Below are 22,543 nucleotides of genomic sequence, written 5' to 3' on the forward strand. Positions count from 1 at the left end.
GGGCGGTCGACGCGGTCGACGTGTGCACCGTGAGGTGTCCTTCCGGACCGTTCAGGGAAACGCCAGCGCGTCCGGGCCCAGCGGCGGTACCAGTCCCTCGGCCGCCGCGCGGGTCAGCAGGGCGCGGATCGCCGCGTAGCCGTCCTCGCCGAGGTCGGCGGTGAACTCGTTCACGTACAGCCCGATGTGCTGGTCCGCGACGGACGGGTCCATCTCCTGGGCGTGCGCCAGGACGTAGGGCCGGGAGACCTCCGGGTGGTCCCAGGCCAGCCGGACCGAGCCGCGGACCGAGTCGGCCAGACGGCGCAGGGTCTCCTCGCCGAGGGAGCGCTTGGCGATGATCGCGCCGAGGGGAATCGGGAGGCCCGTGGTGTCCTCCCAGTGCCGGCCCATGTCGGCGAGGTTGTGCAGAGCGAAGTTCCGGTACGTGAAGCGGGCCTCGTGGATGACCAGGCCCGCGTCGACCTTGCCGTCCCGTACGGCGGGCATGATCTCGTCGAACGGCATCACGACGACCTCGCCGACGCCGCCCGGGACCATCTCCGCCGCCCAGAGCCGGAACAGCAGGTACGCCGTCGAGCGCTCGCTCGGCACGGCGACGGTCCGGCCGGTCAGGTCGAGGCCCAGCTCCTTGGTGAGGACCAGCGGACCGCAGCCCCGGCCCAGCGCCCCGCCGCACGGCAGCAGCGCGTAGTCGTCGAGCACCCACGGCAGCACGGCGTAGGACACCTTCAGGACATCCAACTCACCGCGCTCGGCCATGCCGTTGGTGATGTCGATGTCGGCGAAGGTCACGTCCAGCGCGGGCGCGCCGGGGACCCTGCCGTGCGCCCAGGCGTCGAAGACGAAGGTGTCGTTGGGGCAGGGGGAGAAGGCGATCTCGATCGCGTCCCCCGCCGGGCCCCTGCTAGCCGCGGTGTCGGTCGTCATGCCGGTTCCAGCCTTCCAGTACGGGTGCCGTCTTCCCGAACGCGTCCGTGAGCGCCGCCAGCGCGTCGCCGATGCGCCAGGCGTTCCGGTCGCGGGGGCCCACGGCGTTCGATACGGCCCGCAGTTCCGTGACGGGCACGTCGGCCCGGGCGGCGGCCTCCGCGACCCCGAAGCCCTCCATCGCCTCGGCCAGCGCCCCCGGGTGCGCGGCGAGCAGCCCGGCGGCACGTTCGGCGCTACCGGTCACGGTGGAGACGGTGAGGACGGGGCCGGCGGCGGCGCCCGAGGCGTCCGCCACCCGCCGTACGAGCGCGGGCGGCGGAGTGAAGCGGTCGCGGCCGAAGCCGAGCGCGGTGACCGGGAGGAAACCGTCGGGGGTGTCGGCGCCCAGGTCGGCGGCGACGATGCCGCTCGCCACGACCAGCGAGCCGAGCGGCGTCAGCGGGGTGAACGCCCCGCCGATCCCGGCCGAGACGACGAGCCCGTACGGCGTGGACGCCGACGCCAGGGCGAAGGCGGTGGCCGCGGCGGCGGCGGCCGGGCCGGCACCGCCCGCCAGGACGTCGAACGCGCCGCGGCGGTGCAGCTCGCCCCCCGGCAGCGCCACGGTCTCCGGCGTGCCCCCGAACGCACGCGTGACCGCGTCCCGTTCCACCGGGACAGCGGTCACGACCAGCACACGCACGGCTACAGCCTCAGGGTCGAGGGCGGGGGGAAGGGCGCTCCTGGGGAGCGGGTCAGTCCTTCTTGAGCTCGAACTGCCAGATGCCCGTGAGCTTCTTGCCCTTGGTCTCCACGATGGAGATGTTCGTCTTCTCGGACGGCTGGCCCGTCTGGCTGGCGAAGAACGCGCTGCCGGGGATCGTCCGGTAGGTCTTCTTGTACGGCTCCTGCTCGGCCTGCTGGCCGTTGATGAAGAGCGTCCAGCCGTTCTCGGCGATCTCGGGGTCGACGCCGAAGCGGACCTTGTCGTCCATGGAGACCGTGATGGTCTTCTCGGCCTTCTTGTTCAGGCAGCCCTGGATCAGGGACTCCTTGATCGCGTCGCCGTCGTTGTAGCAGGCGGCCTCGGAGTTCACCGAGTCGCTGCCGACCGTCACGGTGGCGAGCGGCGTCGGCTTGTCGCAGGCGGACAGGACAAGGAGTCCCGCGGACACGGCACCAAGAGCGACGCCGATTCGACGGCCCTTACCGGAGAAGAACGCAACGGTCATGGGCCGAAGGCTATCGTTCGCCTCCGCTCATGCCACGCGGGGGTGCGGCGTGCCGCGCCGCGCGGCCCCCAGGAGGCCCCGTACGGATGTGGCCGCGCCGAGCGCGAGAATACCCGCGGCGACCGACATGCCGAGCACCGCGTTGAGCGGCAGGGCGATGCCGATGCCGCCGCCGACCACCCACGCCATCTGGAGCAAGGTCTCGGACCGGGCGAACGCGGAGGTGCGGACCTCCTCGGGCACGTCCCGCTGGATCATCGCGTCGAGCGACAGTTTGGACAGCGCCTGGGTGAATCCGGCGACCGCGCCGAGCGCGGCGACCAGCAGGGTGGAGAAGAAGACCGCGGCGAGGACCGCGACGCCCAGGGCGAGCCCCAGCACCGTCGCGATGATCACCTCGGGGCCGCGTGCCCTGAGCCAGGAGCCCACCGCCGTACCGCAGGCGTTGCCGACCCCCGCCGCCACGCCGACGATGCCGAGCGAGACCGCCGCGCTCTGCCCGGCCAGCGGGTGCTCGCGCAGCAGGAACGCCAGGAAGAAGATGAGGAAGCCGGAGAGCGCCCGGTGCGCGGCGTTGGCCTGGAGGCCGTGCAGGACGGACCCGCCGACGGACCGCAGGCCCGGCGGGCGCTCCTTGGCCGGTTTCTGCCCCTTACCGCTTCTGCGGAGGCCCGCGCGGGTGCGGCCCGTTCCGGGAGCGGGCCGCGGCGCGGCGTCCTCGTGGTGCGGGACGATCAGCCGCGCCCGGCGTTCGCCCTTCGCGGAGTCGACCTTGGGCGGCAGGGTGAAGGCGAGGAAGGTGCCTGCGGCGAAGATCGCGCAGGCCCCGTAGAGCGGCCAGGCGGAGCCGACCATCTGGAGGCCCGCGCCGATCGGGGCCGCCACCCCGGTGGCCAGCAGCCCGGCCAGGGTGACCCGGGAATTGGCCTTGACCAGGGAAAACTTGGGTGGCAGCAGGCGTGGCACCACCGCGCTGCGCACCACGCCGTACGCCTTCGAGCAGACCAGGACGCCCAGTGCGGCCGGATACAGCTCCAGACCTCCCGTGGCGACCGCGCCCGACATGGTGATCGCCAGCAGCGCGCGGGCCAGCATCGCGCCCGCCATCGCGGCGCGGCGGCCGTGCGGCAGCCGGTCCAGGAGCGGGCCGATCACCGGGGCGAGGAGGGTGAAGGGGGCCATGGTGATGGCGAGGTAGAGGGCCACCCTGCCCCGCGCCTCGTCCGTGGGCACCGAGAAGAAGACCGTGGAGGCGAGCGCGACCGTGATCATGACGTCGCCCGCGCCGTTCACCGCGTGCAGTTCGATCAGTTTTCCGAGACCGGACTCACCCGCGCCGTGGGCGTGTGTCGCCTTGCGGATACCGCGCGCCGTGCCGGTGAACGGGGCGCGCAGGGCACGGCCCGTCGCCCGTCCCGCCCTGCGGAGCGGGCCGGGACCGTCGTGCGACCTGGCGGAAGTCACCCCGTCATAGTGCCCCAACCCTCGCCGGTATGAACGGTGATCGGCCGCGTACGCGCGTGTGGCGCCCTGTCGGGCGAGCGCGCCGGAACCGTCCGGGGTACTGCCACCACCGCCGTCCGACCGGCATCGGCGGGAAGCCGGCGGGAACGGTTACGGCACGTTTGGGACGGGCAGGTGGGCGCGGAGCGGCGGAGAGGGTAGCGTGCGTAACGCGCCACCGGCGGTTGTTCTTGGCCGCGCGCCTCTCGGCGATCCCGCAGAATGGGTGGCAGAAGGCGCGCCCGAGGCAGGCACAACGGGTGTGGACGTCGACGCGGTCCCCAGGTCCGCTCCGCCCGCACTTGTCTGGCCGAAACGGCAATCGTGCAGCAGCTGGCGCGCTCGTGAGACTGGCGTATGGAGAGAAGCGAAGACCTGTGAGTGCTGCGACGACGACGCGAAGCCGTACGGCCCGGACCCCCGTTCCCGACCGCCTGTGTGCCGAGGCGGTGGACCTCGCGCGTGCGGCCGCGGAGGAGGCCGCCGCGCCCGGTGTGGTCGGTGAGCACATCGGCGTGGTCTCCGAGGGAGACCGGGTCGTCACGCACTACTTCGAGGCCGTGGAGCCCGGCTACCGGGGCTGGCGCTGGGCGGTGACGGTGGCGCGGGCCTCCCGCGCGAAGAACGTCACCCTGGACGAAACGGTGCTGCTGCCGGGGGCCGACGCGCTCCTGGCGCCGGAATGGGTGCCGTGGAGCGAGCGGCTGCGCCCCGGCGACATGGGCCCCGGCGACCTGCTGCCCACCGAGGCGGAGGACCTGCGCCTGGAGCCCGGCTGGACCGGCGAGGACGAGCCGCCGCCGAACTCGGTGGTCTCCGAGGAGCTGGCGGAGCTGGTCGACGCGCAGGACGCCGAGCTGACGGACCGGCCGGTGGCCGCCACCAGCCGCGGGTCCATCGCCGCGGTCGCGGACGAGCTCGGTACGCGCCGGGCGCGGGTGCTGTCCCGGTACGGGCTGTACGCGGCGGCCGACCGTTGGGACGAGGCGTTCGGCCCGAAGACGCCGATGGCCCAGGCGGCCCCGGCGACGTGCGTCAGCTGCGCCTTCCTGATCCCGATGACGGGCTCCCTGAAGCAGGCCTTCGGAGTGTGCGCGAACGAGTTCGGCCCGGCGGACGGGCATGTGGTGTCGCTGTCGTACGGCTGCGGCGGGCACTCGGAGGCCGCGGTGCCGGCGCCTCCGAAGCCGGCGCCGCACGCGCTGGACACGATGCGGGTGGACGAGTACTCGCTGCGGGCGGAGCGGGGCGGGGGCTCCGTGCCGGACGAGACGGACGGGGCGTCGGAGGACCTGGGCCACTCCTGAGGGGACGCGCACGGTGTCCTCAATCGCCGGACGGGCTTGATTTCCCGGTGACGCCCGTTTCAGCCGGGCACGTTGGCCGTTTCAGCCCGTCCGGCGTTTGAGGACGGAACCGTCGACGTGGTGTCGCTTGCCTTTGCGGGGCCCTGTGCCCAGGGGCTCCTGATTTTCCGCACGCCCACCAAGGCAGGGGTTCCGTCCTCAATCGCCGGACGGGCTGGGAAAGCCGCCGGACGGCCTGGGAAAGCCGCCGGGCGGGGCTGGGAAAGCCGCCGGGCGGGGCTGGGAAAGCCGCCGGGCGGGCTGGGTCGGCCGGGTCGGCCGGTACGGCGGAGGTGGTGCGCGCGGTACCTTCGGGCGCACACGGGGCCGCACAGGCATACGCGGTCCCCCACCCAGCGGACGGAGTCGAGAGCGTGAGCATGAAGGCGACCGAGGGGGCCGATCCGTTCGGGACGGCACGGCTGCGGCGCGGCGTGCTCGACGCGTGGGGGGCCGGGCCCGCCCGGTTCCGGGAGGACGCCAACGCCGAGGAGGACCTCGCGCTCGGCGGCTACCGCGACCGCCTCGTCGTCGAGCTGGCCCAGAACGCCGCCGACGCCGCCGCCCGTGCCCGCGTCCCCGGCAAGCTCCGGCTCACCCTGCACCCGGCGGCCCCCGGCGACCCGGACAACCGCTGCGTGCTGGCCGCCGCGAACACCGGCGCGCCGCTCGACGCCACCGGCGTGGAGTCCCTGAGCACCCTGCGGGCCTCCGCCAAGCGCGAGGGCCACGAGTCCTCCGTCGGCCGCTTCGGCGTCGGGTTCGCCGCCGTCCTCGCGGTCAGCGACGAGCCCGCGGTGCTCGGCCTCCACGGCGGCGTGCGCTGGTCCCTGGCCGAGGCGCGCGAGCTGGCCCGGGACGCGGCCGTCGGCAGCCCAGGTCTCGGGGACGAGCTGCGCCGCCGCGACGGACACGTGCCGCTGCTGCGCCTGCCGCTGCCCGCCGAGGGCTCCGCGCCCGAGGGGTACGACACCGTCGTCGTGCTTCCGCTGCGCGACGGCACCGCCGAGGACCTGGTGGCCCGGCTGCTGGCCGCCGTGGACGACGCGCTGCTGCTCACGCTGCCCGGACTGGACGAGGTCGTCATCGAGACGCCGGACGGGACGAGGACCCTGAGCCGTTCGGCCCACGGCCCGTACACGCACATCGACGACTCCGCCCGAGGCCTGGGCCGCTGGCGCACCGTTCTCCACCACGGGCCCATCGAGCCCGCCCTGCTCGCCGACCGCCCGGTCGAGGAGCGGCTGCGCCCGCACTGGTCGGTGACCTGGGCGGTCCCGGTCGACGAGGCGGGGGCCCCGCTCCACCCCCGTACGGCATCCGTCGTGCACGCCCCGACGCCCACCGACGAACCGCTCGGCATCCCCGCCCTGCTCATCGCCTCCCTCCCGCTGGACACCGCGCGCAGGCACCCCGCGCCGGGGCCGCTGACCGACTTCCTGGTGGAGCGGGCGGCCGACGCGTACGCGGAGCTGCTGGGCGCCTGGCAGCCCGTGTCGACCGGGACCATCGACCTGGTGCCGGGGCCGCTGGGCAAGGGCGGCCTGGACGGGGCCCTGCGCGGCGCGATCCTGGCCCGGCTGCCCCGGGTCGCGTTCCTGGAGCCCGCCGCGCCCCGGGACGCCGAGGCCGAGCGGAGCTGGGCGGACGACTGGGACCGTGAGGACCGCGACGGCGCCTCCGAGGCCCCCGCCACCGCCGCCCTGCGGCCCGTGGAGGCAGAGGTCGTCGAGGGCGTCGGGGCCGAAACCGTACGCGTGCTCGCCGAGGTGCTGCCCTGTCTGCTGCCCGCGGGCCTGGAGCGGCGCACCGAGCTGCGCACCCTCGGCGTCGCCCGCGTCCCCCTGACCGAGGCCATCGACCGCCTCGCCGGTCTGGAGCGCGACCCCGCGTGGTGGCACCGGCTCTACGACAGCCTCGCGGGCACCGACCCCGACCGGCTCACCGGCCTGCCCGTCCCGCTCGCGGGCGACCCGGACGCCGGGCGGGCGGGCCGCCCGCCGCGCACCACGATCGGGCCGCGACAGGTCCTGCTGCCGCTGCCGGACGCGCTCACCGGCCCCGCCCTCGCCCGGCTCTCCCGGCTCGGCCTCAAGGTCGCCCACCCGGACGCCGCGCACCCGCTGCTGGAGAAGCTCGGGGCTCTGCCCGCCACCCCGCGCGCCGTCCTGACGACCCCTCAAGTGCGGTCGGCCGTCGCCGGTTCGCTGGACGCGGGGGAGATCTGGGACGAGGACGCGCTCGACGTCGACGAGCTGGCCGAGACCGTGCTCACCCTCGTCCGGGACGCCGAGCTGGCCCCCGGCGACGAGCCCTGGCTCGGCGCGCTCGCCCTCCCCGACGAGGACGGCGAACCGGCCCCGGCGGGTGAACTCGTCCTTCCCGGGAGCCTGTTCGCGCAGGTCATGCGCGAGGGGGAGCTCGCCCTCGCCGACCAGGAACTGGCCGACCGCTGGGGCGAGGGCCCGCTCACCGCCTGCGGGGTGCTCGCCACCTTCGCCCTCGTACGGGCCACCGACGTCGTTCTGGACCCGGACGAACTGGAGCCCCGCGACGGTGACTTCGCCGAACCCGACGACGCCGGGCTGCTGGACGCCGTCGACGTCTGGTGCGAGGACCTCCTCGACCAGCTGCCCCGGACCCCCGTGCCGCCCGTCGCCACCGAGATCGTCGCCGTACGGGATCTGGACCTGGTCGACGACGACGCCTGGCCGCAGGCGCTCGCGATGCTGGCCCGGCCGCCGCTGCGCGACGCGCTGACGCAGCCGGTCCGGGTGCTGCTCCCGGACGGGACGACGCAGTCCGTACGCCCCTACACCGCGTGGTGGCTGCGCGACCACCCGGTGCTGGACGGCCGCCGCCCGGCCGGACTGCGCGCGGCGGGCGGCGACCCGAGGCTCGCCGGGCTGTACGACGAGGCGGACGCGACCGGCTTCGACGACGCCCAGGTGCTGCGGGCCCTCGGGGTGCGCACCTCGGTCGCGGCCCTTCTGGACGAGCCGGGCGGCGCGGCCGAACTGCTGGGCCGGCTCGCCGACGAGGACCGCCCCGTCACCCCCGTGCAACTGCACGCGCTCTACACGGCCCTCGCCGAACTGGACCCGGACCAGGTGACGTTGCCGGACGAGCTACGCGCGGTGGTGGACGGGGAGGCGGCGGTGGTCGACGCGGTGGACGCCGTGATCGCGGACGCCCCCGACCTGCTGCCGCTGACCGGGGGAGTGCCCCTGCTCCCCGTAGCGCCTTCCCGGGCCGCCGAGTTGGCCGAGCTGCTCCAGGTGCGACGGCTCGGCGAGATGATCGAGGCGGGGGTGACGAGTGAGGGTGAGGAGCACCGCGTGCCCGCCCCGGTCCGCGTCCTGCTCGGTCCCGGCACCCCGGACACGTACGTCGAGCACCGCGAACTCCGCGCGGGCGGCGTCGAACTGGACTGGCGCCGCACCCCGGACGGGGTCGTCCACGCCGCGACCCTGGAGGGTGTGGCGGCCGGCCTGGCCTGGGCGGCGGGACAGTGGCCCCGACGCTTCGAGGTCGCGGCCCTGCTGGAGGACCCGTCCCGGACCCAGGAGCTGGCCCGGGACCGCTGGTTCGACTGAGGCCTCCCGATCCAGCGGTGATCGCGGTGAGGGCGTGGGCTTCACAGAAAAGTCATAGCCTCGTACAACCGTTCACCTGGTTCGGCGGTCTGTTCCTGTGAGCCAAGAGGCTCATGGATCAGATGGGTCCCGCCGGGCTGGCGACACAACCGCGCCCCGGGACCCCTTCTCCACTTGGGGACACATGCGTATTCGTGCCACCGTGGCCGCCGTTTCCGGCGCCCTGGCCCTTTCCGCTCTCGCAGTACCGGCCGTCCAGGCCGACGAGAAGCCCGAGGCGGGCTTCAGCGTGCCGTCCGGCGCCGACGTCTTCGCCGCCGAGCCGGGCGCGCCCGCCGCCCGTGCGGCCCGTGCCGCCGAAGTGCCCGTCATCAAGAAGGTCGTCGTCAACGGCGGCAAGGACATCGTGGTGGGCACGAAGTCCAAGCAGAAGTTCACCATCGCGGTCACGGCCTCGTCGCCGTCCGGCATCGCCGACGCCTACGCCTACCTGTGGCACGGCAACATCGACGAGGTCGACGGGTTCCTCGGCCCCACGCAGCCGGCGGGTAAGTGCAAGGTCTCGGTGGACCCGACCACCTCCACCTGCACCGTCTCGATCACGGTCGACCCGCAGTCCGACGACCTCTACACGAGCAGCCTCGCCGGTTCCTGGAAGGTCGGTGTCGGGGCGCTCGCGGACACCGGCAGCGACGAGGACTTCATCTGGAACGACACCCAGGCGAAGACCCGCGTCCAGCGGTTCTCCAAGCTGACCGTGAACGCCTCCCCGGAGCCCGTGAAGAAGGGCAAGACCATCACGGTCACCGGCAAGCTCACGCGCGCCAACTGGGACACCAACACGTACAAGGGCTACAGCAAGCAGTCCGTGAAGCTCCAGTTCAAGAAGAAGGGCGCCAAGAGCTACACGACCGTCAAGACGGTCAAGACCAGCTCCTCCGGCGCCCTGAAGACCACGGTCAAGGCGTCCAAGGACGGCAACTGGCGCTACAGCTTCGCCGGTACGTCCACCACCCCGGCCGTCTCGGCCAAGGGCGACTCCCTCGACGTCAAGTAGCGGTGCTGTCGTGCGCCCGCCGTCGGCCCCGGACGGGCGGGCGGCGGGCGCACGGCTACCCTGAATGGCCTTCACGAGAAGGTCATAGATCGCACAACCGTTCACCTGGTTCGGCGGTCTGTTCCTGTGAGCCAAGAGGCTCATGGATCAGATGGGTCCCGCCGGGCTGGCGACACAACCGCGCCCCGGGACCCCTTCTCCACTTGGGGACACATGCGAATTCGTGCCACCGTGGCCGCCGTTTCCGGCGCCCTGGCCCTTTCCGCTCTCGCAGTACCGGCCGCGCAGGCCGATGACGGTCGTTCGTGGACCCTGGACCACGGCGTCACAGCCCCCCAGCCCGCTGCCGGGGAGAAGACGAAGCGTGCGTTCGCCGCCACGCAGGCCGGCGACGCCAAGATCACCTCGGCGGTCGTCAACGGCGGCAAGCCGATCGTCCTCGGCACCAAGTCGAAGCAGACGGTGCCCTACACCGTGACGGCCACCGACGACTCCGGCATCGCCGGCGCCGCCGTGTTCATCTGGATCGGCGCGTCCGTCGACGACGAGAACAGCTTCGGCTTCGGCCCGAACGAGAAGTCGGTGTCCTGCAAGGTGGTCAGCGCGACCACCACGACCTGCAAGGGCACCATCACCCTCGACCCGGCGCTGATGCTCAACTCGGACGCGACCTGGTGGCGCGTCGGGGCGGTGGCCGACGTCAAGGACGGCCAGGAGCTGGAGCGCGACTCGGTCTCCAAGGTCCGCGTCCAGCGCTTCTCCAAGCTGACCGTGAACGCCTCCCCGGAGCCCGTGAAGAAGGGCAAGACCATCACGGTCACCGGCAAGCTGACCCGTGCCAACTGGGACACCGGCACGTACAAGGGCTACAGCAAGCAGTCCGTGAAGCTCCAGTTCAAGAAGAAGGGCGCCAAGAGCTACACGACCGTCAAGACGGTCAAGACCAGCTCCTCCGGCGCCCTGAAGACCACCGTCAAGGCGTCCAAGGACGGCAGCTGGCGCTACAGCTTCGCCGGCACGCCGAGCACCCCGGCCGTCTCGGCCAAGGGCGACTCCCTCGACGTGAAGTAGTACCGACAGGCACAGGCCCCCGGGAGGACAGCCGTCCTCCCGGGGGCTTCTCCGTGCCCGCGCCCTACCCCCCGAAACGCCGCCCCACCCAGCGCCAGGTGAACTCCAGCAGGGCCGCCGCCGCCACCGCGATGCCGACCGCCGTCCACGGCATCGGCGCGCCCACCAGCTTCAGCGCGAAGAAGTCCTGGAGCCACGGCACCACGAGCACGATCAGGAAGCCCAGCCCCATCGCCGCCACCAGGCCGACGCGCCACCATGTGTAGGGGCGGGCGATGATCGCCAGGACCCACATCGCGACCAGGAACAGCGTCAGCGTCGCCGCGCTCGTTTCGGCCTCCAGCGCGCCCTCGCCGCTGTAGTGGTGCCGCGCCACCAGGTACGTGGTGAAGGTGGCGGCCCCCGCGATGACGCCCGAGGGGATCGCGTACCGCATGACCCGGCGTACGAAGTGGGGCTGGGCGCGTTCCTTGTTGGGCGCGAGCGCCAGGAAGAACGCGGGGACGCCGATGGTCAGCGTGGCCAGCAGCGTCAGGTGCCTCGGCAGGAACGGGTACTCCACCTGGGTGCAGACCACCAGGATCGCCAGGAGCACCGAGTAGACCGTCTTGGTGAGGAAGAGCGTCGCGACGCGGGTGATGTTGCCGATCACCCGGCGGCCCTCGGCGACGACCGACGGCAGCGTCGCGAAGCTGTTGTTCAGCAGCACGATCTGCGCCACCGCCCGCGTCGCCTCCGAGCCCGAGCCCATCGACACGCCGATGTCGGCGTCCTTGAGGGCCAGCACGTCGTTGACTCCGTCGCCGGTCATGGCGACCGTGTGGCCGCGCGACTGGAGGGCCCCGACCATGTCCCGCTTCTGCTGCGGGGTGACCCGCCCGAAGACCGCGTTGTTCTCCATGGCCGTGGCCATCTCGTCGGGGTCGGTGGGCAGCCGGCGGGCGTCCAGCGTGTTCTCGGCGCCCGCGAGGCCCAGCTTCCCGGCGACCGCGCCGACCGAGACCGCGTTGTCACCGGAGATGACCTTGGTGGCCACGTTCTGCTCGGCGAAGTAGGCGAGTGTCCCGGCCGCGTCAGGACGCAGCCGCTGCTCCAGGACGACCAGGGCGGTGGGAGCGGCCCCGGCCGCCGCGCCGGGCGCGTTCAGCTCGCCCTCGGCGCGGGCCAGCAGCAGCACCCGCAGGCCCTGCTTGTTGAGGTGCTCGATCTCGGTGAGGGTGGCGTCACCCTCGGACAGCAGCACGTCAGGGGCGCCCAGCAGCCACGCGGAGGCCGTTCCGTCGGCCTCCGCGAACGCCGCGCCGCTGTACTTGCGGGCCGAGGAGAACGGCATCGCTCCGGTGACCGTCCAGCTCTCCGCGTCGCCGCCGGCCGCTGGACGTGCGTCGCCGCCGGCCACTGGGTGAGCGTCGCCGCCGTCTGCGGGGTACGCGTCGATGATGGCCTGGAGGCTGGCGTTGGGCCGGGGGTCCGAGGAGCCGAAGGTCCGCAGCACCCGCTTCACGTACGCCTCGTCGCTCCCGTTGAGCGGCCGGACCTCCGTGACGTCCATGCCGCCCTCGGTGAGGGTCCCCGTCTTGTCCAGGCAGACCACGTCGACCCGGGCGAGGCCCTCGATGGCGGGCAGCTCCTGCACCAGGCACTGCTTGCGGCCCAGCCGTACGACGCCGATGGCGAAGGCCACCGAGGTCAGCAGGACCAGGCCCTCGGGGATCATCGGGACGATGCCGCCGACGGTCCGGGCGACGGAGTCCTTGAAGTTGTTGTCCTTCACGACCAGCTGGCTGATGATCAGCCCGATCGCCGTCGGCACCATCATCCAGGTGACGTACTTCAGGATCGTGCTGATACCGCTGCGCAGCTCCGAGTGGACGAGCGTGAAGCGCGACGCCTCCTCGGCGAGCTGCGCGGCGTACGCTTCGCGGCCCACTTTGGTCGCGGTGAACGCGCCGCCGCCCGCGACGACGAAGCTGCCGGACATCACCGGGTCGCCGGTCCGCTTGATCACCGGGTCGGCCTCCCCGGTGAGCAGCGACTCGTCGATCTCCAGGCTGTCGGACTCGGCGACCGTGCCGTCCACGACCACCTTGTCCCCGGGCCCCAGTTCGACCAGGTCGCCGAGGACGATCCCGGAGGCGGAGATGTCGGCGGCGACCCCGTCGCGCCGCACGGTCGGCTTCGCCTCGCCGATCACCGCGAGGCTGTCCAGGGTCTTCTTGGCGCGCCACTCCTGGATGATGCCGATGCCGGTGTTGGCGATGATCACGAAGCCGAAGAGGCTGTCCTGGATCGGCGCGACGAACAGCATGATCACCCAGAGCACGCCGATGATCAGGTTGAACCGGGTGAAGACGTTGGCCCGGACGATCTCGGTGACCGAGCGTGAAGAACGTACGGGTACGTCGTTGACCTCGCCGCGCGCGACCCGTTCGGCGACCTCGACGGTGCTCAGACCGCACCGCCGTCGGGCCGGCGGTGGCTCCATGGGATGGACGGGGTCGAGTTCGGCCCCCGCGTCGATCATGGCCGGCCGGGAGGGTCCGGGGGACTGCTCCCCGGGTCCGGGGGTCTGGTCCCCGGAGGAATCGAGTGCCCGCTGCGTCATGGTCCCGACGGTACGGGCGTGTGTGGGGAACCACCCCCCGGGAGGGGCGAAGATCCGACCAGGGGTGGACGAAGTCGGTCCCGTGGTCGTACGGGAGCGCGTCCGACGAGGTCAGGCGGTCCGGTCGGGGCGGTCCGCCGGGTCGACGCCCGGCGTGCCGCCGGTCGCCTCCGCCCCCGCGGCGTCCTTGGCCTCGGCCTCGGCCGCGTGCCGTTCGAGGGCGGCGTCGCGACCCCGGACGTACCAGATGCCGATCAGGCCGAGCGCGGCCCCGGCCAGCGGGGTCCACACCCACCAGGTGTGGCCGTGGTCGACGAACCAGCCGTAGAAGGGGAGCTGTACGAGGAAGAGGACGAACCAGAGGATCGTGCCGCCGACGACGGTGGCGACGACGGGGCCCTCCAGGGGTTCGGGCGCCTCGTGCTTCGGTGTCCACTTCTCCATGAGTTCAGTGTATGGGGCCACCCGATCGGGGGGTGCCCGGCCCGGTCGGCCCGAGGGGCCACGCGGGTCTACGCGCGGAGATAGCGATCTTCGCTTGATGTATTCATACTGAATCTGCTCTGGGCTGGCTCGTTTTGTTCGTCTGAACGTCCAATTTCGATCACCTTTCGCCCATCGCGCCCACCCCTCTACGTACGACTGAGGTCACCCATGCCCCCCTCGGCCACCGCTCCGGTCGACTCCCCGCCCCCCTCGGTCCCGCAGTCCCAGGGCAGCCTGGACCGGTTCTTCAAGATCTCCGAGCGGGGGTCGACCGTCGCCCGCGAGTTCCGCGGCGGGTTCGCCACGTTCTTCGCGATGGCGTACATCATCGTGCTCAACCCGATCATCCTGGGCAGCGCGAAGGACATGTACGGCAACCAGCTCGACAACGGTCAGCTGGTCACCGCCACCGTGCTGTCCGCCGCGTTCTCCACCCTGCTGATGGGCGTCATCGGCAACGTGCCGATCGCGCTCGCCGCGGGTCTCGGCGTCAACACGGTCGTCGCGCTCCAGCTCGCTCCCCGGATGAGCTGGCCGGACGCGATGGGCATGGTCGTCCTCGCGGGCATCGTGGTGATGCTGCTGGTCGCCACCGGGCTGCGGGAACGCGTGATGAACGCCGTGCCGAAGTCGCTCCGCAAGGGCATCGCGATCGGGATCGGCCTCTTCATCCTGCTGATCGGCCTCGTCGACTCGGGCTTCGTCTCGCGCATCCCGGACGCCGCACACACCACCGTGCCGCTCCAGCTCGGTGGCAGCGGCCACCTCGACGGCTGGCCGGTGCTCGTCTTCGTCCTCGGCGCGCTGCTCACGCTCGCGCTGATCGTGCGCAAGGTGCCCGGCGCGATCCTGATCTCGATCGTCGCCATGACGGCACTCGCCCTGGTCATCGACGCGGTGGCCGGCCTGCCCGACGGGGCGTGGGGCCTGACGACGCCCGCGTGGCCGGGCAACCCGGTCTCGGCGCCGGACTTCGGGCTGCTCGGCGAGGTCAGCCTGTTCGGTGGCTTCGGGAAGGTCGGCGTCCTGACCGGGGCCCTGTTCGTCTTCACCGTGCTGCTGTCCTGCTTCTTCGACGCGATGGGCACCATCCTGGGCGTCGGCGACGAGGCGAAGCTGATGGACAGGGAAGGCAACTTCCCCGGCATCAACAAGGTGCTGTTCGTGGACGGCATCGCGGTCGCCGCGGGCGGTGCGAGCTCCTCCTCCGCCACCACGTGCTTCGTGGAGTCCACCGCGGGCGTCGGTGAAGGTGCCCGCACCGGTCTGGCGAGCGTGGTGACCGGCCTGCTCTTCTCGGTGGCGCTGTTCCTCACGCCGCTGGCGACCATGGTCCCGTCGCAGGCGGCCACTCCCGCCCTGCTGGCGGTCGGCTTCCTGATCATCGCGGGCTCGGTGCGGGACATCGACTGGAGCGACTACACGCTCGCGGTTCCGGCGTTCCTCGCGATGGTGATGATGCCGTTCACGTACTCGATCACCAACGGCATCGGCATCGGCTTCGTCGCCTTCTCCGTGCTGCGGCTGGCGGCGGGCCGGGGCCGTGAGGTCCCGATCGCGATGTACGTGGTGTCGGCGGTCTTCGTCTTCTACTACGCGATGCCGGCGCTCGGCCTCACGTGACCGGTGGCGTCACGCCCCTCCTGGAGGCGACCGGTGGCGTCACGCCTCCCCTGGAGTCGCCGTAGAACTTCTCCGTCTCCTCGACGGCCGCCTTGAAGCGTTCGTCGAAGTCGTCGCGCATGAGCGTCCGGACCACATAGTCCTGGACGCTCATTCCGCGTTTCGCGGCGTGCTGCCGGAGCCGGTCGAGCAGCTCACCGTCCATCCGCAGGCTGAGCACTGTCGATCCCATGTCCAGCAGGGTTGCCGCCCCGGAGCGCCCTTCGCGTCACTTTCCGCTTCTAACTCACTCGTTCGGGTGATCAGTTTCTCGCGCGTGTACCAGCAGGTGGTATTTAGGTTGGGTAATGAGTTACGCTAACAAACATGCCTGACCTGATCCACGACGGCGACAGTGCCGCCGCCGTGAGCTCCCTCCGCTCCGCCGTGATGCTGCTGGGCCGTCGTCTCAAGCACCAACGCGTCGACGAGTCGCTGAGCCCCACCGAGATGTCGGTGCTCGGCACCCTTGCCCGCTGCGGCTCGGCCACCCCCGGTGAGCTGGCCCGCAAGGAGCACGTGCAGCCCCCGTCGATGACCCGCATCGTCGCGCTGCTGGAGGCGAAGGGGCTGGTCAGGCTGGAACCGCACCCCGATGACCGTCGGCAGAAGAGGGTCAGCCAGACCGAGCAGGCCGAGGCCATGCTCGCGGAGAGCCGCACCAAGCGGAACGCCTGGCTGTCCCACCTCGCCGAGGGCCTGGACGAGGACGAGTGGGAGACGCTACGGGCCGCCGCGCCCGTGCTGGAGAAGCTCGCCCACCTGTGACCCCGCGGGCGCGCCGACGATGAACCGCCGCCGGACCGGAAAGCACCAGCCGGTCCGGCGGCGGAGCGCCGCCGGAGCGCCCGTCGTCACGTCCTCGTCGGACCGAACGCCGCAGACGCCCGAGGAGGCGAACCCTTTTGAGTACGGGATCCGGAGCAGACTCCGCCCCCGCACCGACTTCCACCCACGAGAGCAAGACCGGCGGGACCTTCTCGTCGCTGAAGATCCGTAACTACCGCCTGTTCGCCACGGGCGCCGTGATCTCCAACACCGGTACCTGGATGTCCCGCATCACGCAGGACTGGCTCGTGCTGAGCCTGACGGGCTCCGCCACGGCCGTCGGCATCACCACGGCCCTCCAGTTCCTCCCCATGCTGCTCTTCGGCCTGTACGGCGGCGTCATAGCCGACCGTCTCCCGAAGCGGCGGATCCTGCTCGTCAGCCAGGCCATGCTCGGCCTGTGCGGCATCGCGCTGGCCGTCCTGACCCTCTCCGGGGTCGTGGAGGTCTGGCACGTCTATCTGGTCGCCTTCCTCCTCGGCATGGTGACCGTCGTCGACAACCCGGCCCGCCAGTCGTTCGTCTCCGAGATGGTCGGCCCCGCGCAACTGCGCAACGCGGTCAGCCTGAACTCGGCGAACTTCCAGTCCGCCCGGCTCATCGGCCCCGCCGTCGCGGGCGTCCTGATCACCACGGTCGGCAGCGGCTGGGCGTTCCTGCTCAACGGCCTCTCCTTCCTGGCCCCGCTCGTCGGCCTGCTGATGATGCGGACGCACGAGATGCACGCATCGGTGACCGTCCCCCGCGCCAAGGGGCAGCTCCGCGAGGGCCTGCGCTACGTGAAGGGCCGCCCCGAGCTGATCTGGCCGATCGTCCTGGTCGGCTTCGTCGGCACGTTCGGCTTCAACTTCCCGATCTGGCTGACCGCCTTCGCCGACGAGATCTTCGACGGCGGCGCGGGCATGTACTCCTTCTTCAACATCCTGATGGCGGCCGGCTCGCTGGCCGGCGCACTGCTCTCGGCCCGCCGCCGCTCCACACGGCTGCGGATGCTGGTGGTGGCGGGCACGGCGTTCGGACTGCTGGAGATCGCCGCCTCGCTGTCCCCGTCGGTCTGGCTGTTCTCGATCCTGCTGGTCCCGATCGGCATGCTCGGCCTGACCACGAACATCACCGCGAACACGACCGTCCAGATGGCGGCCGACCCGGAGATGCGCGGCCGGGTGATGAGCCTGTACATGATGGTCTTCGCCGGGGGTACGCCGGTGGGCGCCCCGATAGTCGGCTGGATCAGCGACACGTACGGCGCGCGCGTCGGCTTCGCGGCCGGCGGCGCGATCTCGGTGATCGCCGCCCTGGGCGTCGGCTTCGCCCTCGCCCGCGTCGGCGGCCTCCGCCTGAAGGTCGACCTCCGCCCGGGCCGCCCGCACGTCCGCTTCGTCCCGCGCGAGCAGCTGGCTACGGCGGCGTGACCGTCACGGAACCGCCCTCCTCCCGGAGCGGGAGGAGGGCGGTTCTCGTGTGTTCGGGCAGGGTCAGTCGCGGGGGAAGGCGTCGGTCGCGAGGACGAGGCCGACGACGGTCGAGGTGAGATCGACAGGGGTGCCGAAGTCGAGGCTCAGGACACTGCGGTACTCGTCCTCCTTCGGGAGGGTGTGCAGGTGCCACGTTCCGGTGTACGGATCGACGATGAGGTAGACGGGGACACCGGCGAGGGCGTAGGTGGCCTTCTTGGAGCCGTAGTCGTTGGCGGCCGTGCTCCTGGAGATCACCTCGGCGACGAATTCGATGTCCTGGTAGCGCCAGTAGCCGTCGGTGCTCTTGGCGGCATCCGTGGCAAGGGCTGCGACATCCGAGGCGAAGCCGTTGAGGAGCCCAGGAAAGTCGATGCGCACATCGGACAGCAGTCGGTCCTCCTGATAGCGGGGCAGCAACTGCCTGATGATGCCCAAGATGATCCGCCAGTGCGTGTCCCGCTGTGGCGACATGTGGACGGTCCCCTCGACGATCTCGACCTTGAATCCCTCGGGGACGGGCTCAAGCCACTCGAACATCATGTCCAGGGTGCGCTCGTCGCTGGTGTCGGCCATGTCGATCCTGTCGGTGTCTACGACGGTCATCGTGCCGCTCCTCCCCGCTGCCGCACGGGCGTGCGGGCAGCCGCGTAGGACAACGATAGGCCCGGCGCCCTGGACACGCCCGGACCTGCGAGACTCGCGCGCATGAGCAGCCACAGCTCCGGCCGTCCGCCCACCCGGCGTCTCTTCGCCGCCGTCCTGCCGCCCGCCGGGGCCGTCGCCGACCTCCGCAGGGCCCTCGCCCCGCTCCACACACTGCCCGGAGCGGCGGACCTGCGCTGGACGGACCCCGAGGGCTGGCACGTCACGCTGGCGTTCTACGGCGAGGTGCCCGGGGACGTCCTGCCGGAGCTGTACGCGCGCCTGGAGCGGGCCGCGCACCGCACCGAGCCCTTTCCGCTCCGGGTGCACGGTGCGGGGCACTTCGGCGGTCGGGCGCTGTGGGCCGGGGCCGCGGGCGGGCTCGACATGCTGCGGCTGCTCGCCGAGCGCGCCGACGCCGCGGCCCGGCGGGCCGGGCTGCCGATGGAGGAGCACCGCCGCTACGCCCCGCACCTCACGCTGGCCCGGAGCCGGGGCGAGGCGGAGCTGAGGCCCTTCACCGCGGCCCTGGCGGGGTTCGAGGGGGAACGCTGGGAGGCCGGTGAGCTGAGTCTCGTAGAGAGCGTTCTGCCGGTGTCCGGGGTGCCGGGGGAGCGGCCCCGCTACGAGGCGGTGCGGGCCTGGCCGCTGGGCCGGTGAGCGATGCCGTTACGCTCGAAGGGTGGACCCGAAGACCAGAAACCGCATCATGGCGGCCGTGCTCGTGCTGATGTTCGTCGTCGTCGCCGTGGGGGCCGCCCTGGGCGGCTGATCACCGGCGGCTGCCCGGCCGGCGTGCCACGCCGACCGGCGTGGCCGGGAAGCCCTGCCCGCCCGGAAGTCCTGCCCACCCGGCGTGTCCGGGGCGCACGCTTGCCTGGAGTGGACTCGAAGGAGTTGGCTGGGGCGTCATGAAGTACACACAGCTCGGACGCACAGTACTCAAGGTCAGTCGGCTCGTCCTCGGGACGATGAACTTCGGCCCGCAGACCAACGAGTCGGACAGCCACGCGATCATGGACTCCGCGCTCGGCGCGGGCCTGAACTTCTTCGACACATCCAAGATGCGACTTTGACGCCAGGCTTGCAAGCCGACTTGCGAACAATGCTGTCTCGGCCGGGTACCTGCCCCTGGGTCCTGTCGGACCGCTGCCTCCCATTGGCCTTGAGGCAGGTGGGAGACAGCAGCCCTTCCTTCAGTTTCCCTGCCTCACCAGGCGAAGGCCTCCGGCGACGGGCCCGGGCCGGGGAAGATCTCGTCGAGGCCGGTGAGGACCTCGTCGCTCAGCTCCAGTTCGACGGCGCGCAGGGCGCTGTCGAGCTGGTCCTTCGTACGCGGGCCGACGATCGGGCCCGTGACGCCGGGGCGGGTGAGCAGCCAGGCGAGGGCGGCCTCGCCGGGTTCCAGGCCGTGCTTGTCGAGCAGGTTCTCGTACGTCTGGACCTGCTCGCGGACCTCGGTCTTCTTCAGGGCGTCGGCGGAGCGGCCCTGGGTCCGGCGCTTGCCCTCGGACTCCTTCTTGATGACGCCGCCGAGCAGGCCGCCGTGCAGCGGCGACCAGGGGATGACGCCGAGGCCGTACTCCTGGGCGGCCGGGATGACCTCCATCTCGGCGCGGCGCTCCGCGAGGTTGTAGAGGCACTGCTCGGAGACGAGGCCGACCATGCCGCGGCGGGCGGCCGCCTCGTTTGCCTGGGCGATCTTGTAGCCGGGGAAGTTGGAGGATCCGGCGTAGAGAATCTTCCCTTCCTTGATGAGTACGTCGATGGCCTGCCAGATCTCGTCGAACGGCGTCCGCCGGTCGATGTGGTGGAACTGGTACAGGTCGATGTAGTCCGTCTGCAGGCGCTTCAGGGAGGCCTCGACGGCGCGCTTGATGTTCAGCGCGGAGAGCCGGTCATGGTTGGGCCACGACTCACCGTCGCCGGCCATGCCGCCGTACACTTTGGTGGCCAGGACCGTCTTGTCGCGGCGCTCGCCGCCCTTGGCGAACCAGGTCCCGATGATCTCCTCGGTGCGGCCCTTGCTCTCGCCCCACCCATACACATTTGCGGTATCCACGAAGTTCAGACCTGCATCGATCGCGGCATCCAGGATGCCGTGGCTGGTGGCTTCGTCGGTCTGCGGACCGAAGTTCATCGTCCCGAGGACGAGGCGGCTGACCTTGAGTCCGGTGCGTCCGAGCTGTGTGTACTTCATGAGGTACAAGCCAACTGCTTCGAGCTCACTCCAGGCAAGAGCCCCTCGACCGGCCATCCCTGTTTATGCGACAACACCAATAAACGTAGGCCACTTCGGCTCCCCGAATGACACTGGTTGCTCGCTCGGCCCGGACTCGGTCTCGTGCAGTCGAGGGCTGACGGCGGCGACCTGTCGAGCATCCTGCAAATGCCGAGAGGCCCTGATCGCAGGGCCCCTCCCTACCGTTTTCTGTCCTCGATCAGCTTTCGCTGTGTACCACCGCCATGTTGCGCAGTCGCTGCTTGAAGTCCATCGGGATCAGGACCTGGACCCTTTCGACGGGATGCTGCGACATTCCGTCATGCCCCTCGGGGGCCATGAGCTGCGCGGCGGTCAGCCCGGTGATCGGCTCGGCGTGGATCACGGCCTTGACCCCTGCGGTACGGAGTTCCTTCCCCTTCTCATGCTGGGTAGACAGCTTGCCCCATCGCTCCTGGTAGGTCTCTCCCGTCGGGATTTCCTCCCAGGTGTCCGGGCGCGTGGGCAGTGCGAGGAGCTGTTCGCGCCGTGCGTCCAGTCGCTTGTAGGTCTCCCGGTACTCCTGCTTGCCCATCTCGCTGGAGTAGAGACCCGCCTCACGGTCCTCCCGCAGGTCTGCGAGGGCTCGGTTCACTTCCTCGATGTCGCGCGTGTGGTCCACGCCCGGACGGAAGACCTTTCGAACGATCTCGACGTCTCCGGCAGCGAGGAGGAACGCCTTCTCCACGGCATCCTCCAGCGTGTGCGCTGCGATGCCCTTGCTTCCGGTCGGGCACGGCTTGTGTGTGGTTCGGGAGGCGCAGCGGTAGTAGGGCCAGCTACGGCCAGGCCCGAGGTACGCGGGCTCTCCGCACGTACAGAACGCGACCCGGAGCAAGGGTGATCCGCCCTTGCGGTTGCCTTTCCGCTTACTGGTGTTCTCGTCCAGCTTCTGGTTGGCCAGCTCCCATTCCTCCTGCGTGATCAGAGGTTCCGCGCGCTGGAGCGGCTGGCCATCCGAGTCCCGGACGACCCGACGGCGCTTCGTCTTCTGCCCGTCGCTCATCACTTCCTCGGTCACTTCCATCTGCCCCAGGACACAACGGGAGCGCACGACCTTCGACGTGTTCGCGGCGGTCCAGCGACTCCCCTTCGGGATCTTGCCGCTGCGGATCATCTGGGCATCGAGCGACGTAGGCGTCTTCGTCACGTCCTCGTTGAGCGACTGCGCGATGCTGTTCGCCGACTCTCCCTCGATGAGACGACGGACGATCTCGCGAAGCGTTCCGGCCGTGTTGGTCCCGTAGTCGTCCACGACCAACTTCCAGCCCTCGCCGGCCTCCTGCTTCTCCTCGCGGTAGCCGTACGGTGTGCGGCCTCCGCGCCAGCGCCCTTCCTTCACCAGGTGGTTGTAGGACGACTTGGCCCTCGCTTTGATGGCTTCGAGCTCCCCCTCCGCGAAGGAAGCGATCAGACTCAGGAGGAGCTTCCCCATCTGCGTGTTGAGGTTGATCCCGTCCTCGACGGTCGCGACTTCCTTGCCATTCCTCTCGCACCACTCCAGGAGGGTGTGCACATGCAGCACGCGGCGCGAGAGCCGGTCGATCTTCAGCGCGCAGACGATGTCGTACTCGTCCGCACGTGACTCCTCCATCGCGATCCGGTGCTCGACGGCACTCGCCTCCTTTCCGATGGTCGAGGGAAGCCACTTGCCGAATCCAGGGCGCTTCCACGGCTCGACCCCACCGGATACGTCGATGTCCTCGACCCACCCCACGACGACATGCCCCTCCTGATCGGCCCATCGCTGGATGGACCGACGTTGCCGCTCCGGTGACGTTGTCTCGTCGGACACCCTCGACAGACGAATCACGCCCAGAACTCTCGCCATGCTCGTTCTCCCTCTCCCCTGCGGCACTTTCAGTGCGCAAGATGTGACGGTATGT

Annotated in this window: 18 protein-coding genes and 1 pseudogene; 9 read left to right on the forward strand and 10 right to left on the reverse strand. The window is 71.1% G+C overall.

Annotated elements, in window-relative coordinates; all coding sequences use genetic code 11:
• Positions 1-51: 51 nt before the first annotated feature.
• The 4 genes from ACZ60Q_RS17930 to ACZ60Q_RS17945 are packed head-to-tail and all read right to left on the reverse strand — an operon-like array spanning position 52 to position 3,608.
• Positions 52-930 carry a 1,4-dihydroxy-6-naphthoate synthase gene (locus ACZ60Q_RS17930; protein WP_469635065.1) on the reverse strand — a complete coding sequence of 293 codons (879 nt, stop codon included), beginning with the start codon at positions 928-930 and terminating at the stop codon, positions 52-54.
• Positions 908-1,615: a futalosine hydrolase gene (locus tag ACZ60Q_RS17935; protein ID WP_469635067.1), complete on the reverse strand. Its 708-nt coding sequence runs from the start codon at positions 1,613-1,615 to the stop codon at positions 908-910. Before ACZ60Q_RS17935 ends, ACZ60Q_RS17930 begins: the two co-directional genes overlap by 23 nt.
• A gap of 52 nt (positions 1,616-1,667) precedes the next feature.
• Positions 1,668-2,144 (reverse strand): DUF2771 domain-containing protein, encoded by a 477-nt coding sequence (locus ACZ60Q_RS17940; RefSeq protein WP_469635070.1) that lies wholly within the window; start codon positions 2,142-2,144, stop codon positions 1,668-1,670.
• A 27-nt stretch (positions 2,145-2,171) separates the two neighbouring features.
• Positions 2,172-3,608: an MFS transporter gene (locus ACZ60Q_RS17945; protein WP_469635072.1), complete on the reverse strand. Its 1,437-nt coding sequence runs from the start codon at positions 3,606-3,608 to the stop codon at positions 2,172-2,174.
• A gap of 416 nt (positions 3,609-4,024) precedes the next feature.
• On the opposite strand from ACZ60Q_RS17945, the gene ACZ60Q_RS17950 reads away from it, so the two are divergent.
• The 4 genes from ACZ60Q_RS17950 (at position 4,025) to ACZ60Q_RS17965 (ending at position 10,717) form a co-directional block, all read left to right on the forward strand.
• A complete protein-coding gene (locus ACZ60Q_RS17950) occupies positions 4,025-4,954 on the forward strand; it encodes a DUF3027 domain-containing protein (RefSeq protein ID WP_469635074.1) in 930 nt (309 codons plus the stop codon).
• A 419-nt stretch (positions 4,955-5,373) separates the two neighbouring features.
• Positions 5,374-8,589 (forward strand): sacsin N-terminal ATP-binding-like domain-containing protein, encoded by a 3,216-nt coding sequence (locus ACZ60Q_RS17955; protein ID WP_469635900.1) that lies wholly within the window; start codon positions 5,374-5,376, stop codon positions 8,587-8,589.
• Positions 8,590-8,773: 184 nt separating this feature from the next.
• Complete coding sequence (locus ACZ60Q_RS17960) at positions 8,774-9,646, forward strand: calcium-binding protein (protein WP_469635077.1); 873 nt, start codon at positions 8,774-8,776, stop codon at positions 9,644-9,646.
• A 213-nt stretch (positions 9,647-9,859) separates the two neighbouring features.
• Positions 9,860-10,717 carry a DUF5707 domain-containing protein gene (locus ACZ60Q_RS17965; protein ID WP_469635080.1) on the forward strand — a complete coding sequence of 286 codons (858 nt, stop codon included), beginning with the start codon at positions 9,860-9,862 and terminating at the stop codon, positions 10,715-10,717.
• A 64-nt stretch (positions 10,718-10,781) separates the two neighbouring features.
• On the opposite strand, the gene ACZ60Q_RS17970 is transcribed toward ACZ60Q_RS17965, so the two are convergent.
• Together ACZ60Q_RS17970 and ACZ60Q_RS17975 are read right to left on the reverse strand one after the other, a co-directional pair.
• On the reverse strand, positions 10,782-13,322 hold the full coding sequence (locus ACZ60Q_RS17970; RefSeq protein WP_469635082.1) for an HAD-IC family P-type ATPase: 2,541 nt from the start codon (positions 13,320-13,322) through the stop codon (positions 10,782-10,784).
• 111 nt (positions 13,323-13,433) lie between these two features.
• Positions 13,434-13,766: a DUF2530 domain-containing protein gene (locus ACZ60Q_RS17975; protein WP_469635085.1), complete on the reverse strand. Its 333-nt coding sequence runs from the start codon at positions 13,764-13,766 to the stop codon at positions 13,434-13,436.
• A gap of 210 nt (positions 13,767-13,976) precedes the next feature.
• Here ACZ60Q_RS17975 and ACZ60Q_RS17980 point away from each other — a divergent pair, with 210 nt between their 5' ends.
• Positions 13,977-15,431 carry an NCS2 family permease gene (locus ACZ60Q_RS17980; protein ID WP_469635088.1) on the forward strand — a complete coding sequence of 485 codons (1,455 nt, stop codon included), beginning with the start codon at positions 13,977-13,979 and terminating at the stop codon, positions 15,429-15,431.
• Here the strand turns inward: ACZ60Q_RS17980 and ACZ60Q_RS17985 are convergent.
• The gene (locus tag ACZ60Q_RS17985) at positions 15,424-15,663 is read right to left on the reverse strand and encodes a hypothetical protein (protein WP_469635090.1); all 240 of its coding nucleotides are present in this window, start codon (positions 15,661-15,663) and stop codon (positions 15,424-15,426) included. The two genes, ACZ60Q_RS17980 and ACZ60Q_RS17985, sit on opposite strands and share 8 nt — an antisense overlap.
• Before the next feature lie 134 nt (positions 15,664-15,797).
• Here ACZ60Q_RS17985 and ACZ60Q_RS17990 point away from each other — a divergent pair, with 134 nt between their 5' ends.
• Complete coding sequence (locus tag ACZ60Q_RS17990) at positions 15,798-16,238, forward strand: MarR family winged helix-turn-helix transcriptional regulator (RefSeq protein ID WP_007452526.1); 441 nt, start codon at positions 15,798-15,800, stop codon at positions 16,236-16,238.
• A 137-nt stretch (positions 16,239-16,375) separates the two neighbouring features.
• Positions 16,376-17,710, forward strand: coding sequence for an MFS transporter (locus tag ACZ60Q_RS17995; protein ID WP_469635093.1), 1,335 nt, complete (start codon positions 16,376-16,378; stop codon positions 17,708-17,710).
• 63 nt (positions 17,711-17,773) lie between these two features.
• Here ACZ60Q_RS17995 and ACZ60Q_RS18000 read toward each other — a convergent pair whose 3' ends face one another.
• Positions 17,774-18,358 (reverse strand): Uma2 family endonuclease, encoded by a 585-nt coding sequence (locus ACZ60Q_RS18000; RefSeq protein ID WP_469635096.1) that lies wholly within the window; start codon positions 18,356-18,358, stop codon positions 17,774-17,776.
• A gap of 102 nt (positions 18,359-18,460) precedes the next feature.
• Between ACZ60Q_RS18000 and thpR the strand changes: the two genes are divergently transcribed.
• Entirely contained in the window at positions 18,461-19,057 is a 597-nt protein-coding gene (gene thpR / locus ACZ60Q_RS18005) for an RNA 2',3'-cyclic phosphodiesterase (protein ID WP_469635099.1), read from the forward strand.
• 251 nt (positions 19,058-19,308) lie between these two features.
• Positions 19,309-19,464 (forward strand): annotated as a pseudogene (locus ACZ60Q_RS18010) (aldo/keto reductase); the annotation flags it as partial.
• Between the two features lie 143 nt (positions 19,465-19,607).
• On the opposite strand, the gene ACZ60Q_RS18015 reads toward ACZ60Q_RS18010, so the two are convergent.
• Both ACZ60Q_RS18015 and ACZ60Q_RS18020 read right to left on the reverse strand, forming a co-directional pair.
• A complete protein-coding gene (locus ACZ60Q_RS18015; protein ID WP_469635102.1) occupies positions 19,608-20,597 on the reverse strand; it encodes an aldo/keto reductase in 990 nt (329 codons plus the stop codon).
• 241 nt (positions 20,598-20,838) lie between these two features.
• On the reverse strand, positions 20,839-22,488 hold the full coding sequence (locus ACZ60Q_RS18020) for a recombinase family protein (RefSeq protein ID WP_469635105.1): 1,650 nt from the start codon (positions 22,486-22,488) through the stop codon (positions 20,839-20,841).
• Between the last annotated feature and the right edge of the window lie 55 nt (positions 22,489-22,543).

The organism is Streptomyces sp. NPDC104313 (genome assembly GCF_055583985.1).

Coding starts and splice junctions, on each gene's coding strand:
- ACZ60Q_RS17930 (WP_469635065.1), bottom strand. CDS start 930: ATGACGACCGACACCGCGGCTAGCAGGGGCCCGGCGGGGGACGCGATC.
- ACZ60Q_RS17940 (WP_469635070.1), bottom strand. CDS start 2,144: ATGACCGTTGCGTTCTTCTCCGGTAAGGGCCGTCGAATCGGCGTCGCT.
- ACZ60Q_RS17955 (WP_469635900.1), top strand. CDS start 5,374: ATGAAGGCGACCGAGGGGGCCGATCCGTTCGGGACGGCACGGCTGCGG.
- ACZ60Q_RS17960 (WP_469635077.1), top strand. CDS start 8,774: ATGCGTATTCGTGCCACCGTGGCCGCCGTTTCCGGCGCCCTGGCCCTT.
- ACZ60Q_RS17965 (WP_469635080.1), top strand. CDS start 9,860: ATGCGAATTCGTGCCACCGTGGCCGCCGTTTCCGGCGCCCTGGCCCTT.
- ACZ60Q_RS17970 (WP_469635082.1), bottom strand. CDS start 13,322: ATGACGCAGCGGGCACTCGATTCCTCCGGGGACCAGACCCCCGGACCC.
- ACZ60Q_RS17975 (WP_469635085.1), bottom strand. CDS start 13,766: ATGGAGAAGTGGACACCGAAGCACGAGGCGCCCGAACCCCTGGAGGGC.
- ACZ60Q_RS17980 (WP_469635088.1), top strand. CDS start 13,977: ATGCCCCCCTCGGCCACCGCTCCGGTCGACTCCCCGCCCCCCTCGGTC.
- ACZ60Q_RS17985 (WP_469635090.1), bottom strand. CDS start 15,663: ATGGGATCGACAGTGCTCAGCCTGCGGATGGACGGTGAGCTGCTCGAC.
- ACZ60Q_RS17990 (WP_007452526.1), top strand. CDS start 15,798: ATGCCTGACCTGATCCACGACGGCGACAGTGCCGCCGCCGTGAGCTCC.
- ACZ60Q_RS18000 (WP_469635096.1), bottom strand. CDS start 18,358: ATGACCGTCGTAGACACCGACAGGATCGACATGGCCGACACCAGCGAC.
- thpR (WP_469635099.1), top strand. CDS start 18,461: ATGAGCAGCCACAGCTCCGGCCGTCCGCCCACCCGGCGTCTCTTCGCC.
- ACZ60Q_RS18015 (WP_469635102.1), bottom strand. CDS start 20,597: ATGAAGTACACACAGCTCGGACGCACCGGACTCAAGGTCAGCCGCCTC.
- ACZ60Q_RS18020 (WP_469635105.1), bottom strand. CDS start 22,488: ATGGCGAGAGTTCTGGGCGTGATTCGTCTGTCGAGGGTGTCCGACGAG.